The organism is Streptomyces sp. NPDC088261 (genome assembly GCF_044740805.1).
In the GTDB taxonomy this organism is placed as follows: domain Bacteria; phylum Actinomycetota; class Actinomycetes; order Streptomycetales; family Streptomycetaceae; genus Streptomyces.
Map to the genome: position 1 here is coordinate 134,684 of NZ_JBIURL010000015.1, position 15,372 is coordinate 150,055.

The window sequence follows — 15,372 nt, forward strand, 5'->3', positions numbered from 1 at the left end:
TGTCCCGGAGCGGTAACCGGCTGAGGGATCAAGGGGGTTGCGCACGTGTGAGGATTAGGCGCTCCGGCAGAGACGGAGCACGCACCACGAGGAGATCCATGTTGTTCCGCAAGCGCACAGGGACGATCGCGGCGACGGCCGTCATAGGCGCGATGCTGCTGACGGCGTGCGGCGACGGTACGAGCGGGACCTCGGACCGCGCCGCGACCGCCGGCCGGGCCCTGCTCGGAAACCTGAGCTTCCTGTCGGGGACCGCCGAGGAGAACCACGCCCCGGCGAAGACGGGTGACTGGGCGAACGTGCCCGGCACGCCGGTCGTGTCGGAGGTGGCGAAGAAGTGGGTGCAGCTGACCGCCGTCACGACGGGGAGCCCGGACTCGAACGTCGTCAACGGCGCCGGATTCACGCTGTACCGCTTCGACAAGGACGGGGCGAGCCCCTCCAAGTCGAACTGCGACGACACCTGCACCGACACCTGGCCGCCGGTGCTCATCGCCCCGAAGGGGAAGATCTTCGTCGACGGGGTCAAGGAGTCGGACGTAGGGGTGGTCAAGCGGGCGGACGGGAGCCTCCAGGTGACCCTGTCAGGACAGCCGGTCTACCGGTACAGCGAGGACATGGAGCCCGGGGACGTCAAGGGGTACGGGGTGGACGGCACCTGGTTCAGCGTCACGCCGGACGGCATGGCGGGGGTCGGGCCGAACTGACCGCCCGCGCGGGCGCCCGCCGGCCGACCCGTACCCGGCCCGGGGGGGGGCGGGGCGCGGCACCGGGTGCGGGGCCCGTCGGGGGCCGGTGGTGGCCGCCGTACGGGCAGTTCCCTCACCCGACCGGGCGCGTCCCGCTTGGCGGTACGGGTCCGGGGGTCCAGGTTGGGGGGATGTGGCCCCGCAAGATCAGGCAGGGGTTGGCGCTTCTGCCGCTGGTACTGGTGGTGACGTGCGACGCTCCGGAGAGCAGGACACCGGAGCCGCGGCACCACCATGTCCGGGTCGGTCCCGCGGCGCCCCGTCCCGCCATCATCGGGCGGTCGGTGTGGCACGCGGACGAGAAGGCCGTACGGGAGAAGCCCGCGTACACCGGCGCGGTGGAGATGGTGTTCCTCCATCACACCAACCACTCCAACACCTACGACTGCCGGGCGGACGTGCCGGGGATGCTGCGCTCCATGCAGGAGCACCACATCCAGGACATGGGGTGGAACGACCTGGGCTACAACTTCGTCGTGGACCGCTGCGGGAACATCTACGAGGGACGCGCCGGCGGCGTGGACCGGCCGGTGCGCGGGGCGCACGCGAAGGGGTTCAACGGCCGGAGCCTGGGGATCGCGGCGCTCGGCCACTTCGGGAGCGGCCAGAAGGTGCCGCCCGCGATGCTGAGGTCGATCGCCGCCGTCGCGGCGTGGAAGCTGCCGCGCGGAGTGGACCCCGAGGGCCGGGTGCGGATGGTGTCCAACAACGACGGGAGCCGCTTCCCGAAGGGAAAGCCCGCCGAGCTGAGGGTGATCTCCGGTCACCGGGACGAGTACGAGACGCAGTGTCCCGGCGAGGCGCTCTACGAGCAGATTCCCCATCTGCGGCAGATGGTGGCGCGGCTGCGGAAGAAGTGACGCGCGGGGTGCGGTGGCCGGCGGGGGTGACCGCCTGCCGGACGGCCGTACGGGCGGTACGTCCGCACCCCTCGGTGGCGATACTCTTCCCTCTGCGATCCGGACTCGACCGCAAGGGACCGACAGCCTGATGACCGAGCACAACGCGGACCTCGTGGCCTTCGTACGCGCGCGCCTCGACGACGAGGAGCGGCTGGCCGAGGCGGCGGGTGGCGCCGGCTGGCGCACTCCGCAGGAGTCGCCGGGCGAGGTGCACGACGACCTCGGAGCGATCACGTTCAGCGTCCGGACCCGGGGCTTCGACCAGCACATCGCCCGCCAGGACCCGGCGCGGACACTGCGGCGCATCGGGTCGAGCCGCGTCCTGCTCGACCAGTACGTCCCCCTGGCGGCCCTCGACGTCGACTCCCCCGCGTCCGACTTCGTGTCGGGCCGCGCGGTCGGCCTCGGCTTCGCCGTACGCCAGTTGGCGGCCGAACACGCCGACCACCCGGACTACCGGGCGAGTTGGCTGCCGCGTTTCACCTAGCCACGGGGACGGAAGGCGCGGCGGGCGGCTCCTCGACGGCGAACCGTACGTTGGCGACCGCGAACGCGGCCAGTTGCCCGGGTGGGTCCATGTGCGCGGCCGGCGCGGCGCGGTGGCCGCGCCGCTGCTCCTCCAGGCGCCGGAGAGGGGGCACTGCCGGCGCTCCGCGCGGCGACCGGTCCGGACAGACGTCGTGTTTCGCCTATGGCGCCGGGGCCCGGGGACGGGACACCCGGTCCCGGAACTTCATGGCGGATTCCCGCCAGCTCCGCACGCTCCGTTGCGCCAGGCTGAACGGCATGACCAGCGACTACCAGCCTCAGCCCCTCACCCCCACCGCCCTCAAGGAGCTTCGCGTCAGCGACGACGCCGGACGACCGATGCGCCCGTACACGGACACGGAAGGCGCTCACCCGCTTCGCTGCTGCCTGCGGCCCAGCGCCGTGGGCGACCGGATCGCCCTCGTCTCGTACGCCCCGCTGCGCCGCTGGGCGGCGGAGACGGGCGCGGACCCGGGGGCGTACGACGAGCAGGGCCCGGTCTTCATCCACGCCGAGGACTGCGGCGGCCCCGCCCCGGACGCCGGCCCCCCGTGGGCCCGCCCCGGCGCTCTGCGCGCCTTCCGCCGGTACGACGGCCGGGGCCACATCATCGGCGGCCGCATGGTGGAACTGCCCGAGGACGCCGAAGCGGCCTTCGACCGGGCCTTCACGGAGGCGTTCGCGGACCCGGAGACCGCGCAGGTCCACGTACGAGCGGTGGAATACGGCTGCTACCACTTCCGCGTGGACCGCCCGACCGCGACGGGCCCGAACGACCGACCGTGACACCGGTGATCGGGAGCCGTGGGCCGGCTCGTGTCGGTCAGTAGTCCAGTTCGATGTAGTCGATGTCCGTGAACTCGACCGACAGGCCCTGGGCGCGGCGGCCGCCGTCCTTGAAGTAGATCTCCTGGAGGCCCTCCGCGGCGATCGCGCGGAGTTGGTCCTCCGCCGCGCCCAGGGAGCGGGCCTCGAAGAGGCGGGCCGCGTAGGGGGGCGGGAGGTGCTGGGTGATGCGGCGGACGCGGCCGTCGTCCGACGTGCCGGGGGCCGCCGTGAAGCCGAAGCGGGCGCGCGTCTCGATCACCACGCCCGTGGCGCTCGCGGCCTTCTGGCGGGCGCGTTGCCTGACCCTCGGCTGCCAGTCCTTCCGTACCTCCTCGGCGAGGCGCGCCGCGAGCTCGGGGCGCGGGCGTTTCAGCTGGCCCTTCACGTACCGCTCCACCGTGCGCTGCGAGACGCCCAGCCGCCGGGCGACCGCGCGGGTCGAGCCACCCTCCTTCCGTACGAGGAACCTCATCCGCGCCTGTGCGGACGCCGGGATCGGGCGCGTGAAGGTGTTGGCCTCCGCCTTGTCGAGACTGTCGCCCAGGATGCCCATCAGGTGTCACTCCCCGTCGATCGCGGCGTCGGTGCCTTTGATGTGCCGCGCGGGGTTGTGGCCCGCGTCGAGCAGCCGTACCGCCCACATCAGGTCCTGGGTGCCCTCGTGCTTGACCATGCCGGGGCTGACGCCGAGCCGGAATCCGCCGGGCAGGGGCTTGCCCTCCGGGGTGTACGGCAGGAAGTCCAGCGGTGAGGGGCCGTCGGACAGGTAGACGGCGCAGTCGGAGAGGACCGCGACCGGGAAGAGTCCGGTGGCCGCCAGCTTGAGCATCTTGCGGTGCATGTTGACGCGGGCGGCGGAGATGACGGCGGCGCGGATGTCGGGGCGCCAGGTGGGGCGTTCGAGGGACGGCCAGCGCTCGCCGAAGGTGTACGCCGTGCCCTGCGGGCGCTCCCGCAGCTTGCCGATCCCGCCCTTGACGGTCGACTTGACGGCCGTCAGCACGGCGACCTGCGCGGGGTCGGCGCTCTTGTGGTGTTCCATCGCGGCGAGGAAGTCCCGCTCGGACATGCCGGTGACCACACCGAGCCGTTCCATGGTGGCCAGGTAGGCGTCCCGCAGCCGGGTGTACCAGGCGTCGAGGTACGCGCCGTTCGCGGGCCGGACGTACGCCTCGGCGGGTCGTACCGGATGGCCCAGCTCCGCCGCGTACGCGACGGTGGGGGTCGCGTACCAGGCGGGGCCGGCCGGCCGGGTCCCCTGCGGGGTGAAGGGGGACGGCAGGCGCGGGTCGATCTCGATCCCGGAGAGGTCGACCAGCCAGGAGCCGGGCAGCTTCTTGTCGAAGGCCGGGTTCGTCACGTGGACCGCCGGGCCCGTGCCGACCACCAGCCGGTTCGCGGCGGCGGCGAAGGCCATGTTGACGTCGATGCCGACCGCGTACGGCTTCGCGCACTCCTCGTCGGTCAGCAGCTCGGGGTCACGGATCCAGTCGTACGCCTCTTCGTCCAGCACCTCGTCGGGAGTGCGCTGGTGGGTACGGGGGTACAGCGCGGCGGCCACCGGGTGTTCGTCGGGGGCCTCCGGGGGCGCCGGGTCGACAACGGCCGTGAGCGAGCCGGGCACCGGCCCGGAGACCCAGGCGCCGGTCTCGTCCTGCACCGCCCGCGTCGGGGGCCGCAGCGCGGTCATCAGCTCCAGGCCGGAGACGGCGGTGGAGCCGCGGGGGGTGAGGACCAACGTGGCGTAGGAGCCCAGCACATGGGCGAGGTCGGCCGGAGAGAGGTCACCGGCGTGGCCCCAGGCGCGTGGGTCGAGCGCGCCCCAGGGCACCACCGCGAGCTGGACACACTGCCGGCGGCCGTCGCGCGCGGGTCGGTAGATCCGGGGCCACGGGCCGAAGCCGCGTTTGGTCAACTGCCACTTGGCGCGGGCGAGTCGCTTGAGGACGGGGTGGCCGTCCGGCAGGCGCAGGGCGCGCCGGTCGGCCAACTCGGCGGGCAGGCCGAGACGTTCGGCGGCTCCCGCGGTGAGCACGATGAGCGGGTCGGCGTCCTTGCCGTTGCGGTGCAGGCGGGGGGCGCCGAGCCGCGCCTCCGCGAGGGTCCAGGTGACGAGGGAGACCACGTCGTCGGCCGGGCAGTCCAGGACGGTGCCGGTGGCGCAGTACGCGTTCCCCTCTCCGTCCAGGACCGCGAGGGGGCCGTTGGCGAAGCGGGGGTCGGGGGTGGTGGAGGTGGCGGGAGGGGTAACCGCGGTGGGGCGTCGGTGGGGCGGCCGGCTCACCGGGGGGCTCCGCCGCGCCGGGGCCGTCGGCTCGGCCGCGCGAGGCGGCGGGGGCGGGGCGGGGGCCAGGGCCGGGACCTCGGCTGCGGCCGGGACCGGGGCCGGGACCGCCGGCTGCTCGGGCGGAGGTGGCGCCGGGGGCGGCTGCTCGGCCGGCGCCGGGTGGCGGGCGGCGAGGCCCTCCAGCAGGCGGATGTACGCGGCCCGCTTCGGCGCGCGCGGTTCGGTACGGCCCGCCTCCCAGGCGGTCACGGCCTCGCGGCGCACGTCCAGCGCCCGCGCGACCTGCTCCTGGCTCAGGCCGGCCGCCTTCCTCAGGCGCTTGCGCTCCTCCGGCTCGGGCAGTCCGTCCTGCGCGGCCACCTGCTCCAACAGCGCGTCGACCGAAGCGAAAAGCTCGTCCTGCTGCGACACAGCAGTCACCTCCGCCCCACACCCTATCGAAAGCGCTCATCGCAACGCACATGAAACACACCGGCCAGGACGGCGGCGTCGTCAGACCGCGTGCGGGCGGGCCCGCGAGGAAGTACGGCGCTCCACAGGGCAGGACGGGCGGGCCGTGGATCCGAACGCACGTGCAGCGCGCACGACGCAGTATCCTTTCACGCACCATTTGACCAGGTTTACCCGATCACACGTTTGGTTCCTTTGAGTGTAATTGACTGAATGATCCATCCCCTTTCCCGGTCAGCGCGTTGTCAGGTGTGTGAATCCACGTGAACTCTGGGAGCGGAACATCGTCCTGGCGGAAGCTTTCTGTGCCAGCGACGAGCGTGTCCGCCAGGCGCAGTCGACGCTGGACGACGCGCAGGCCGAGCGGAACAGAACCCTCGCCGCCTTCGCCGTCACCGTCGGCAACGACGGCTCGGTGGCGGATCTGATGGGACTGAACGAGCGGGAGGTACGGGTCGCCCGCCGCACGGTCGGGCGGGAGGACGCCCGCAAGGTCGCCAAGAGCCTCCTCCTGGTCTGCGCCGCCGAGGACCCGCCGGAGTCCCCGCTCCCGCCCCACTCCCCGGCCCCGACGGCCGCCACGGGCTCCCCCGTCGACACCACCACGGAGATGGAGGTCCATCTGCCGCACCCCAGGGAGGAGATGAACCCGCAGCACCCGGACGCGGGCCTGTACGACCCGTCCGCGCCGCCCCAGGCCGCGCCCATGACGGTGCCCATGGTCGAGGAGAACGTCGTCTGGTCGTCGAGCATGGACTCCGTCCTGCTGTGGAGCTGGCAGTCCGGCCTCGATCTCCAGACCGTGGCCGGCGAGTTGGGACTCGACCTGCGGACCCTCCTACTGCGCGTGCAGACCCTCGCCGCCGACGGCCTGCTCACCTCGCCGTCCCCGTCGTCCGTCGACCACGGCCAGGCCGGGCGCCACCGCCGGCACTACGAGGAGGACCCGTACACGGCCCTGTTCAGCCCGGCCCCCGCCTCGTTCCCCTCACCCGTCTACCGCTGATCCCCGCCGTCCGCGCCCGGTTCCCGCCCCCCGCCGGTCTCCGGGCCGGGCTGTTCGCGCGGGTATCCGGGCTGTCCGCGCAGGTAGTTGTAGACCGTGGCGCGTGAGACGCCGAGGGTCTGTACGGAGTGCTTGACCTGGAGGAAGCCGCGCGCCCGGAGGGAACGGACCAGTTCCTTCCGGGCGGCAGGCCCCAGGGCACGCGGGGTGAGCCCCCGCGACGCGGCGAACGCGTCCGTCACCACCCGCAGTTCGTCGGCACTCCGGGCGGTCAGGGTCTCCGCGAGCGGCCGGTCCCGGTCGTCGGTCCTGACCAGGTCGGCGAGGCTCCTGGCCACGCCGGCGAACAGCGAGACGTCCAGGTTGAGGCAGATGGCCGCGACGAACCGGCCCTCGCCGTTCCTGATCCCGATCGAGGTGCTCTTGGCGGCCCTGCCGTCGGGGAAGCGGTTGGGGTAGTTCTGGAGGACGTCGGGGTAGCCGGGGTCCTGGATGCGCGCGAGGCCCAGCTCGGTGGCGGGGTCGCCCACCCGACGGCCGGACAGCCCGCCCTCGATCGCCCGTACCGCGTGTTCCGGGTCGCGCAGGTCGTGCAGGACGACCTCGCACAGCCCCGGGAACATCCGGCCGAGCGCGACGACGATCTTCTCGGACTCCCGCAGCAGCAGCTCGTCCTCGTCGCTCACGCGGTCCCCCCGGTCCCCGCGCCGTCTCCCAGCGGCCCGTTCCCGTCGTCCTCCCCGGCCACCAGCCGTCCCATCACGGCGGGGGCCTTGAGCCCGGACCCGGTCAGCACCACCACCGTGGTCTGTCCCGGCCTGATGACCCCCCGGGCCGTGAAGAGGTCGATCGCGGCGGCCGCGGTCGCGCTGGTCGGCTCCGCGTACAGCCCCTTGGCGGCCAGCCGGTGGACGGCGGACACGATGTCGGCCTCGGGGACCGCCGCCATGTCACCCTCGGAGCGCCTGATCGCCCGCAGCACCTCGGGGAACCGTACGGGCCGCCGGATGGAGGCCCCCTCCGCGATGGTCGGCGCGTGGTCGACCGGTACGGGAGTCTCGCCCCCGGCCTGGAAACCGGCGTGCAGGGGGGCGCAGTTGGCGGGCTGGGCGACGAGCAGCCGGGGCAGGCGGCGGATCTGGCCGGCCGCCAGCAGTTCGGAGAAGCCCAGGTCGCAGCCGAGGACAACACTGCCCGCGCCGGCGACCGTGACGACGTTGTCGGGCGCGGTGAAGCCGAGATCCTCCCAGAGTTCGTACGCGAGGGTCTTGACGCCCTGGAGGAAGAACGGGTGCCAGTTGTGGCTGGCATAGGGGGTGTCGGCCGCGCGGCGGACGGCCTCGGCCGCCGTCGCGTCCCGGTCCCCCGGCACCAGGCGCACCCGCGCCCCGTACGCCCGGCTCTGGAGGATCTTCGCCTCCGACGTCGACTCCGGTACGAGGATCTCGGCGCCCAGGCCGGCGGCCGCGCAGTAGGCCGCGACGGAGGCGCCTCCGTTGCCCGAGCTGTCCTCGATCACGTCCGTGACGCCCTGCTCCGCCAGGTGGGAGATCATCACGCTCGTCCCGCGGTCCTTGAAGCTGCCCGTCGGGCTGAACCACTCCAGCTTGAAGGAGACCTGGACCGCGCCCCAGGACGAGGCGAGGAGCGGCGTACCGCCCTCGCCGAGCGAGACCGGGTGGTCCACCGCGACGGGCAGGGCGGCGCGGTAGCGCCAGAGCGAGCGGGTGCCGGTGTCCAGGTCGTCGCGGCCGATGCCCGGCAGGGGGGTCACGGTCAGGGGCGCGCCGTCGTCGCCGCGCCAGCGCCGGCCGGTCAGCGGGTAGGTCCTGCCGGAGCGCTCGTCGAGGTAGCGGGGTGGTGACGGACGTTCCATGGTCGGCTGCCCTTCGAACGGTCGGACGGAGTGCACGGGTCGCACCGGTTGGACCAGTCGCACCGGTTGGACGGAAAATACAAAGGTAGACCCTTCGTCAAGAAGCGGTGCGTGGTCACGCTCGCCTCCCGCTCTCCGCGCACGTCGTTTCCTTTGGCCCGGTCGTTCGTTGTGCTGGCCGGCGCCTGCCACTGCCGTAACCGTGAAGCGAACGCCACTGACACATGGCGGGGATGGAGTCGAGATGAGCCCTGCGACCGGCGAGAAGCGGCGCGTCGACGTGGACGGCACCGGGATCGCGTACGTCGAAGCGGGACAGGGCGACCCGATCGTCTTCCTCCACGGCAACCCGACCTCGTCGTACGTGTGGCGCAACGTGATGCCCCACGTCACCGGACTCGGCCGCTGCGTGGCCCCCGACCTGCCCGGGATGGGCGACTCGGACCCGCTGCCCGGACGCGGCATGCGACTGGCCGACCATGCCGCCTTCCTGGAGCGCCTGCTGGACCGGCTGGGCGTCCGGGAGCGCGTCGTGCTCGTGGTGCACGACTGGGGCTCGGTGCTCGGCTTCGACTGGGCACGCCGTCACCCCGACGCGGTGCGTGGCATCGCGTACATGGAGGCGATCGTGGCGCCGCTGACGCCGGCGCACTTCGCCGACGGGGGCGAGTTCATCGGACGCGTCCGGGGCCCCGAGGGGGAACGGCTCGTCCTCGACGACAATGTGTTCATCGAGAGCTTCCTTCCCGGTGGCGTGCTGCGCGAGCTCACCCCGGAGGAACGGGACGCCTACCGCCGCCCCTGGCGCGAGCCCGGCGAAGCACGCCGCCAGATGCTGGTCTGGCCGCGCGAGCTGCCCCTCGACGGTGAGCCCGCCGACGTCACCGCCGTGGTCGAGGCCAACGCGGCCTGGCTCGGTGCGACACCGGTGCCGAAGCTGTTCGTCAACGCCGAGCCGGGCCAGTTCCTCACCGGCGCACCTCGCGAGCGGTGCCGCACCTGGCCCCACCAGCGCGAACTCACCGTTCCGGGCATCCACTTCGTCCAGGAGGACTCCCCCGACCGGATCGGCGCCGCCCTCGCGGCATGGCTGCCCGAGCTGCCCTGACCGCGTGCGCTACGAGCGGCGGTGCACGGTCGAGGAGTCGGTGACGGCATCCTGCGCCCGCGCCATCGCGGCGGCGTGGCCGAACAGTCCGGGCAGGCCGCCCGTGTGCAGGAAGACGGTGCGCTGCCCCGGCCGTACGTCCCCCTCGGCGACCGCCGCGATCAGACCGGCCATGGCGCGGCCCGTGTACACCGGGTCCAGCACCACGCCCTCCGCGCGCGCCGTCACCGTGAGCGCGTCCGTCACGGCGTCGGTGAGTTCCGCGTACCCCGCGCCGACCTGGTCCCGGCGCAGCCGCAGCGGGGACGGGGCGACCGCCCCGGGACCCGCCAGGCCGGCGACGAAGTCCGAGACGACCCGGCCGGGGTCGGTGACGGCTCCGACGTCCACGCCGAGGACCCGGTCCGCGCCGAGCGCGTGGACCAGGCCCGCCATCGTGCCGCCGGATCCCATCGCGACCACCACCGTCGCCAGGTCGGGTGCCTGGGCCTGCAGTTCGCGCCCCGCTTCCGCGTATCCCCGGGCGGCCAGGACGCTCGATCCACCGAACGGGATCACCGCGGGCCCGGCGCCCCGGGCACGCAGCTCCTCCGCGACCTCGTCCAGGACGGCGCCCAGACCCGCCTGGTCGACGTCGCCCGCCCAGACGATCCGGGCGCCGAGGAGGCCGTCGAGCGCGATGTTCCCGCTCACCGCGCCGGGCGGTGAGCCTTTCAGTACGAGGACGGCGTCCATGCCGAGGCGCGCCGCGGCGGCGGCCGTGAGCCTGGCGTGGTTGCTCTGCGGCGCGCCGCTGGTGACCAGGGTCCTGGCCCCCTGCCGGAGGGCCGCCCCCGCGGTCCACTCCAGCTTCCGCACCTTGTTGCCGCCGCCCGCGAGACCGGTGAGGTCGTCGCGCTTGATCCAGAGGTCGTCCGGTTCCAGCCCGATGATCCGGGCGAGGCGCGGCGCCGGCTCCAGCGGGGTGGGCCAGGTGCCGAGCCGTACGGGAGTCTCGTCGCTCATCCGGCTCTCTCGATCGGATCGCAGGGCAGGTCTCTCCGGGGCGGCGGGGACGGGTCAGGTGGTGTGGGCGTCGAAGAGGGCGCTGACCGACTCCCCGTTGTGGATGCGCCGTACGGCCTCCGCGAGCGCCGGGGCGATGGAGAGGACCCGCAGCTTCTCGGTGTGCTCCTCCAGCGGGATCGGGACCGTGTTCGTGCAGACGATCTCCAGCACGTCCGGCTGCGCGGAGAGGCGCTTGAGGGCACCGGCGGAGAACAGCCCGTGCGTACAGGCGACGCGGATCGAGCGGGGCTTCATCTCCCGCAGCCGGTCGAGCAGTTCGAGGACCGTACTGCCCTTGGCGATCTCGTCGTCCAGCACGATGACGTCGCGGTCGGTGACGTCGCCGATGACCGCGCTGATGCTGACCCGGTCGTCCGCGAAGCGCTGCTTGGCGCCCGCCGCCACCTGCGCGCCGAGCATCCGGGCGAAGGCCGCGGCCTCCTTGGCGTTGCCGAGGTCCGGCGAGACGACGGTGGTCCGCGACAGGTCGTAGTCGTGGAAGTGCGCGGCCAGTTCCCGCAGCGCGTGCAGGTGGTCGACCGGTACGGAGAAGAAGCCGTGCATCTGGGGCGAGTGCAGGGTCATCGCCAGCACCCGGCTCGCTCCGGCGGTCACCATGAGATCGGCGACCAGCCGGCCGCCGATGGAGATCCGCGGCGCGTCCTTCTTGTCCGAGCGCGCGTACGCGTAGTGCGGCATGACCACGGTGATGCGGCTGGCCGACGCGCCCCGGGCGGCGTCGCACATCAGCAGCAGCTCGACGAGGTTCTCCTGGACCGGGGTGACCAGGGGCTGGATCAGGAAGACGTCCCGCTCCCGGCAGTTGGCCTGGAGCTGCACCTCCAGACAGTCGTTGGCGAACCGGCTGGTGCGTACGGGGCTGAGCGGAACGCCCAGATGCCCGCACACCTCGGCCGCCAACTCGGGATGTGCACTACCGCTGAATACAGCGATGTCTCGCACGAAAACGGCTCCTCGCATGATCGACCGGGGTCCGTGGGTCATGCTACCGGCCGCTTCCGGACGCCGGATCCGCGGCCGGTCCGAGAGCCGCGGTGATCCGCTCCGGCCGCAGACCGGGCGCGAGGGCGAGCGTGACGGCGACCGACGCCAGGGCCATGACGGCGATCGCCGTCGCGGGCGAGGTGTACTGCGCGACCGCCCCGGCGAGGGCCGCCGCCACGCCCTGCATGGTCAGCCGCCCGGAGGTGTCGAGGCCGAGGGCCTGTCCCTGGATGTCGTCCGGGGTCAGCGCGATCAGGCTCTCCTGGAGCAGCAGGCTCGACGCGAAACCGATGGAGGCGAGCGTGGCGGCCGCCGCCGCGAAGGGCGCCGCCGGGTGGCACACGAACACCAGGTAGGGCACGGCGAGCAGCAGGCGCAGCGGGGCGCCCAGCCGCCCGCGCCGGCGCGGCGAGAGGAAGCGGCCCGCGAGGGTGTCGCCGATGAGCATCCCGAAGGCCGCGCAGGCGAAGAGCAGGCCCGCGTTCCCCGGGTCGTAGGGGACGAAGAGGGATTCGCAGCCGACTATCAGCCCGTTGGGCACCCACAGGGCCAGGAAGACCGTGCGCCGGGCGGGCGACGACCAGAGACGGCTGTTGGTACGCCACGTCTCGGCGACCGAGGGTCTTCCGGCGGTACGGGGCGGGCGGGACGAGAGCCCGGCGGCGGCGAGGACTGCGGAGGCGACGCCGAGGGCGGCGGCGGTGAGCAGGGTCCCGCGCGGGGAGAGGACGGCGAGCAGGACGCCGCCGGTGGCGTACCCGGCGATCTGCATGGTGCCGACGGACATGTTGAGGACGGAACGGCCCAGCAGGTAGCCGTCCTTGGGGAGGATCTCGCTCAGCAGCCCGTAGCGCACCCCGCCGCCGACCGAGGTGACCAGGCCCTCCACGAGGAGGACGGTGAAGACGGCCCACAGCGGCAGGCCCGGGACGGCCAGGACGGCGGTGCCCGCGCCGACGGCCAGGGCCACGGCGGTCATCGCGGAGCGCGGGGGCAGCCGGTCGGCCGCGGACAGCAGCAGGGTCGCGCCGAGCACCTGCGCCAGGGAGGGGCCGAACATGCTCAGGGCCGAGAGCAGGGCGGAGCCGGTGGACCGGAACACGAGGGTGGCCAGGGCCAGCCCGCCGACGGTGGTGGCGGCGACCTGCACGGAGCAGGTCAGGAAGAAGGGGGTGAACTCAGGGGTGCGGAAGAGCTGGCCGTAGGTGCGCATGGACGGCAGTCTCATCAGGGCCGTACCGGCGGCGTTATTGTTTCGCGTGGAGGCGAAACCATGGGCTGGTGGCAGATCAGTACGGACACCCTGGCGGGCAGCCGGTTCGTGATCTCGCCGCTGGCGGAGACCACGGCGACCCTGTTCGCCCTGGAGCGGGGCGCGCCCGCGCACCCCGGCGAGCGGGGGTGGTTCGAGGCCCACGGGCCGGCGTACCGGGAGCGGCTGGCCGCCGATCCGCCGGCGGCGGAGCTGGTGCGGGCGGCGCGGGGGAACGGGTGGAACGCGGACTTCATGACGCCCGCGCCCGGGGCGCATCCGGCCCCCGTACCGGAGGGTGACGGGAGCGCGGCGTTCGCGCGGGAGCTGGTACGGATCAGGGAGACGCCTCCGGAGGCCGTACGGGCGGATCTGGCGGTGGCCCAGGGTCGGCCGGTCCCTGAGCGGCTGGTCCGGTCCGATCCGGCGGGGCGCGTCGCCGACCTGCTGGAGTGGGTCTGGACGGAGACGGTCCTGCCGTACTGGCCGGCCCGGCGGCGGATCTGTGAGGCCGATGTGGTCGCGCGGACCCGGCAGTTGACGCTGGGCGGCTGGGCCGCCGCCCTGGACGACATGCGTCCGCGCATGCGCTGGCTCGGTGAAGGGCGGTTGCAGATCAACACGCGCGCATACCCACCGCGTGAAGTCTCCGACGCGCAACTGGTGTTCGTACCGGTCACGCCCCGGTCGGGGTGGGTCTGCTGGGAGGAGAACCCGCCGTACCGCTATGCCGTGGTCTATCCCTGTACGGGCCCGGCGGCCGTCCTGGGCGGGGCGGGCGAGCCGGACGCGCTCGGCCGGCTGCTCGGCCCGTACCGGGCGCGGGTCCTGCTGCTGCTCGACACCCCCAAGAGCACGACGCAGTTGGCGGGGCTGACCGGGATGGCGCTCGGTTCGGTGGGCCGCCATCTCAAGGTGCTGCTCGACGCCCGTCTGGTGGTCAGGCAGCGGGCGGGGCGGTCGGTGCTCTACAGCCGCACGACGGCGGGGGACGGTCTGGTGGCGGCGCAGAGCGAGGCGTGAGCCGGCCGCGTACGACGCGCTCGAAGGGCCTCAACCCTCCTGCGATACGGTGCGAGTTCGAACACATCGCGTTCTTGTTTTGCCCCTTTCCCGTGCCATATGACCGGTCAGCGCTCGACCTGATGACTGATTGTGACCCTTTTCGCGGCCGGGAAGCACTGCGCGAAACAGCGGCGGCTCTGCATAATCGCCGCGTCCCCAGGAAGGAAACGTCCGTGACGCAGGAATCTTGCCCCCGTTGTTTCGCACCTCCGGGCGAGGCCGGCCATCCCGACTGCGCGTGCGCCACCCGGGCCGACATCGCCGGGAAGAGCCTCACCGACCCGGTGGAACAGTCCGGTGACGGCGATCAGATGCACGTACGCCCCTACGTCTCGCTGGGGAGCGGGACCGACGCCCCGGAACGCAAGGCCGAGCCGACCGCCGCCGACAAGGCCGAGCGGGAGCGCGCCGCGCGGGAGCGGGCGGCCTTCGGGCCTCCCGGCAGCGCCGGGGCCGAAACGACGGCCGTGCAGGGGGTGGTGGTGGGAGCGACCGCCCACGACGACGGCAAGGACGACAGCGGCAACAACAGCGACGGGGATGACGAAGAGGGCCGCGCGGGCGTCACCGCCGCGGGCGCGGGGGCCGGGGCCGGGGCCGCCGAGGGCTCCCCCGGTGACGACGATACGGACGAGCCGCCCGCCCGCCGCCGCAGGGGCCTCTACCTGGCCGTCGCCATCGCCGTGGTCGCCGCCGTCATCGCGGTGTCGGCCGGTGTCGCGCTCCGGGGCGGCGGCGAGGACGAGGCGGCGGGCCCCGGCTCGTCCTCCTCGACCGCGCGGACGGCGCTCCCGGACGCCACCGGCACGGCCGGTGACAAGGCCGCCCCGGCCCCGGACCGTCCGGCCTCGGACGACGCCGCCTCCTCACCGTCGGACGACCCGAGCGCGAGCCCGTCCGACACGGCCCCGGCGTCCGCCTCCGCCTCCGCGACCTCCGCGAAGGGCCAGGCGGGCGAGGACACCCCGGCCTCCCCCACGGCCTCCGCCTCGCCGAGCGGGTCCGCCTCCCCCGGCTCCACCCCGTCGCCGGGCCCGGCGGTCCTGCGGGAGGGTGACACGGGCCCGGAGGTGGTCGAGTTGCAGAAGCGGATGAGCCAACTGCTGCTGCGCTACCTCGGCAGGCCCGACGGTACGTACGACGCCGAGCTGGAGCGCGCGGTCGCCCGCTATCAGAAGGACCGCGACATCACCGGTGACGCTTCGGGGGTGTACGGGCCCGCCACCAGGAAGGTCCTGGAGGCGGAGACCGAGAAGCCGTAGCCCCGCA

The 15,372-nt window shown here is 73.4% G+C and carries 16 protein-coding genes; 8 read left to right on the forward strand and 8 right to left on the reverse strand.

Going from position 1 to position 15,372, the window contains the following annotated elements:
- Positions 1–98 precede the first annotated feature (98 nt).
- The 3 genes from ACIODU_RS26045 to ACIODU_RS26055 all read left to right on the forward strand — a co-directional run bounded on the left by ACIODU_RS26045 (position 99) and on the right by ACIODU_RS26055 (position 2,138).
- The gene (locus ACIODU_RS26045) at positions 99–707 is read left to right on the forward strand and encodes a hypothetical protein (RefSeq protein ID WP_401770176.1); all 609 of its coding nucleotides are present in this window, start codon (positions 99–101) and stop codon (positions 705–707) included.
- A 173-nt stretch (positions 708–880) separates the two neighbouring features.
- A complete protein-coding gene (locus ACIODU_RS26050) occupies positions 881–1,609 on the forward strand; it encodes a peptidoglycan recognition protein (RefSeq protein ID WP_356421459.1) in 729 nt (242 codons plus the stop codon).
- A gap of 130 nt (positions 1,610–1,739) precedes the next feature.
- Positions 1,740–2,138, forward strand: coding sequence for a DUF6221 family protein (locus ACIODU_RS26055; RefSeq protein ID WP_356421456.1), 399 nt, complete (start codon positions 1,740–1,742; stop codon positions 2,136–2,138).
- Here the strand turns inward: ACIODU_RS26055 and ACIODU_RS26060 are convergent.
- Positions 2,131–2,292, reverse strand: a complete 162-nt coding sequence (locus tag ACIODU_RS26060) for a hypothetical protein (RefSeq protein WP_401770179.1) — start codon at positions 2,290–2,292, stop codon at positions 2,131–2,133. The two genes, ACIODU_RS26055 and ACIODU_RS26060, sit on opposite strands and share 8 nt — an antisense overlap.
- Positions 2,293–2,437: 145 nt before the next feature.
- Here ACIODU_RS26060 and ACIODU_RS26065 point away from each other — a divergent pair, with 145 nt between their 5' ends.
- Positions 2,438–2,965 carry a DUF1203 domain-containing protein gene (locus ACIODU_RS26065; RefSeq protein ID WP_401770181.1) on the forward strand — a complete coding sequence of 176 codons (528 nt, stop codon included), beginning with the start codon at positions 2,438–2,440 and terminating at the stop codon, positions 2,963–2,965.
- Positions 2,966–3,002: 37 nt separating this feature from the next.
- Here ACIODU_RS26065 and tpg read toward each other — a convergent pair whose 3' ends face one another.
- Positions 3,003–3,560 carry a telomere-protecting terminal protein Tpg gene (gene tpg / locus ACIODU_RS26070; RefSeq protein ID WP_356421451.1) on the reverse strand — a complete coding sequence of 186 codons (558 nt, stop codon included), beginning with the start codon at positions 3,558–3,560 and terminating at the stop codon, positions 3,003–3,005.
- Between the two features lie 6 nt (positions 3,561–3,566).
- Positions 3,567–5,705: a telomere-associated protein Tap gene (gene tap, locus ACIODU_RS26075; protein ID WP_401770183.1), complete on the reverse strand. Its 2,139-nt coding sequence runs from the start codon at positions 5,703–5,705 to the stop codon at positions 3,567–3,569.
- Between the two features lie 292 nt (positions 5,706–5,997).
- On the opposite strand from tap, the gene ACIODU_RS26080 reads away from it, so the two are divergent.
- Positions 5,998–6,750 carry a hypothetical protein gene (locus tag ACIODU_RS26080; RefSeq protein ID WP_401770184.1) on the forward strand — a complete coding sequence of 251 codons (753 nt, stop codon included), beginning with the start codon at positions 5,998–6,000 and terminating at the stop codon, positions 6,748–6,750.
- Here ACIODU_RS26080 and ACIODU_RS26085 read toward each other — a convergent pair.
- Both ACIODU_RS26085 and ACIODU_RS26090 read right to left on the reverse strand, forming a co-directional pair.
- Complete coding sequence (locus ACIODU_RS26085) at positions 6,741–7,436, reverse strand: transcriptional regulator (protein ID WP_401770185.1); 696 nt, start codon at positions 7,434–7,436, stop codon at positions 6,741–6,743. The two genes, ACIODU_RS26080 and ACIODU_RS26085, sit on opposite strands and share 10 nt — an antisense overlap.
- Positions 7,433–8,626 carry a threonine synthase gene (locus tag ACIODU_RS26090; RefSeq protein ID WP_401770187.1) on the reverse strand — a complete coding sequence of 398 codons (1,194 nt, stop codon included), beginning with the start codon at positions 8,624–8,626 and terminating at the stop codon, positions 7,433–7,435. The genes ACIODU_RS26085 and ACIODU_RS26090 overlap by 4 nt, the downstream gene beginning before the upstream one ends.
- Before the next feature lie 244 nt (positions 8,627–8,870).
- On the opposite strand from ACIODU_RS26090, the gene ACIODU_RS26095 reads away from it, so the two are divergent.
- Complete coding sequence (locus tag ACIODU_RS26095) at positions 8,871–9,734, forward strand: haloalkane dehalogenase (protein WP_401770189.1); 864 nt, start codon at positions 8,871–8,873, stop codon at positions 9,732–9,734.
- Between the two features lie 9 nt (positions 9,735–9,743).
- On the opposite strand, the gene ACIODU_RS26100 is transcribed toward ACIODU_RS26095, so the two are convergent.
- From ACIODU_RS26100 to ACIODU_RS26110, 3 genes are read right to left on the reverse strand one after another with little or no spacing between them, the layout of a single operon-like run.
- Positions 9,744–10,739 (reverse strand): D-cysteine desulfhydrase family protein, encoded by a 996-nt coding sequence (locus ACIODU_RS26100; RefSeq protein WP_401770191.1) that lies wholly within the window; start codon positions 10,737–10,739, stop codon positions 9,744–9,746.
- 54 nt (positions 10,740–10,793) lie between these two features.
- Positions 10,794–11,744 (reverse strand): ribose-phosphate pyrophosphokinase, encoded by a 951-nt coding sequence (locus ACIODU_RS26105; protein ID WP_161309656.1) that lies wholly within the window; start codon positions 11,742–11,744, stop codon positions 10,794–10,796.
- A gap of 43 nt (positions 11,745–11,787) precedes the next feature.
- Positions 11,788–12,999, reverse strand: coding sequence for an MFS transporter (locus ACIODU_RS26110; protein WP_356421430.1), 1,212 nt, complete (start codon positions 12,997–12,999; stop codon positions 11,788–11,790).
- A 60-nt stretch (positions 13,000–13,059) separates the two neighbouring features.
- Here ACIODU_RS26110 and ACIODU_RS26115 point away from each other — a divergent pair, with 60 nt between their 5' ends.
- Positions 13,060–14,061 (forward strand): ArsR/SmtB family transcription factor, encoded by a 1,002-nt coding sequence (locus ACIODU_RS26115; RefSeq protein ID WP_401770193.1) that lies wholly within the window; start codon positions 13,060–13,062, stop codon positions 14,059–14,061.
- A 215-nt stretch (positions 14,062–14,276) separates the two neighbouring features.
- Positions 14,277–15,365 carry a peptidoglycan-binding protein gene (locus ACIODU_RS26120; protein WP_401770195.1) on the forward strand — a complete coding sequence of 363 codons (1,089 nt, stop codon included), beginning with the start codon at positions 14,277–14,279 and terminating at the stop codon, positions 15,363–15,365.
- Positions 15,366–15,372 lie beyond the last annotated feature (7 nt).

What these genes read in the sequence shown, in the direction of transcription:
- ACIODU_RS26045 (WP_401770176.1), top strand. Translation starts at nt 99, where the DNA reads ATGTTGTTCCGCAAGCGCACAGGGACGATCGCGGCGACGGCCGTCATA.
- ACIODU_RS26050 (WP_356421459.1), top strand. Translation starts at nt 881, where the DNA reads ATGTGGCCCCGCAAGATCAGGCAGGGGTTGGCGCTTCTGCCGCTGGTA.
- ACIODU_RS26055 (WP_356421456.1), top strand. Translation starts at nt 1,740, where the DNA reads ATGACCGAGCACAACGCGGACCTCGTGGCCTTCGTACGCGCGCGCCTC.
- ACIODU_RS26065 (WP_401770181.1), top strand. Translation starts at nt 2,438, where the DNA reads ATGACCAGCGACTACCAGCCTCAGCCCCTCACCCCCACCGCCCTCAAG.
- tpg (WP_356421451.1), bottom strand. Translation starts at nt 3,560, where the DNA reads ATGGGCATCCTGGGCGACAGTCTCGACAAGGCGGAGGCCAACACCTTC.
- ACIODU_RS26090 (WP_401770187.1), bottom strand. Translation starts at nt 8,626, where the DNA reads ATGGAACGTCCGTCACCACCCCGCTACCTCGACGAGCGCTCCGGCAGG.
- ACIODU_RS26095 (WP_401770189.1), top strand. Translation starts at nt 8,871, where the DNA reads ATGAGCCCTGCGACCGGCGAGAAGCGGCGCGTCGACGTGGACGGCACC.
- ACIODU_RS26100 (WP_401770191.1), bottom strand. Translation starts at nt 10,739, where the DNA reads ATGAGCGACGAGACTCCCGTACGGCTCGGCACCTGGCCCACCCCGCTG.
- ACIODU_RS26110 (WP_356421430.1), bottom strand. Translation starts at nt 12,999, where the DNA reads ATGCGCACCTACGGCCAGCTCTTCCGCACCCCTGAGTTCACCCCCTTC.
- ACIODU_RS26115 (WP_401770193.1), top strand. Translation starts at nt 13,060, where the DNA reads ATGGGCTGGTGGCAGATCAGTACGGACACCCTGGCGGGCAGCCGGTTC.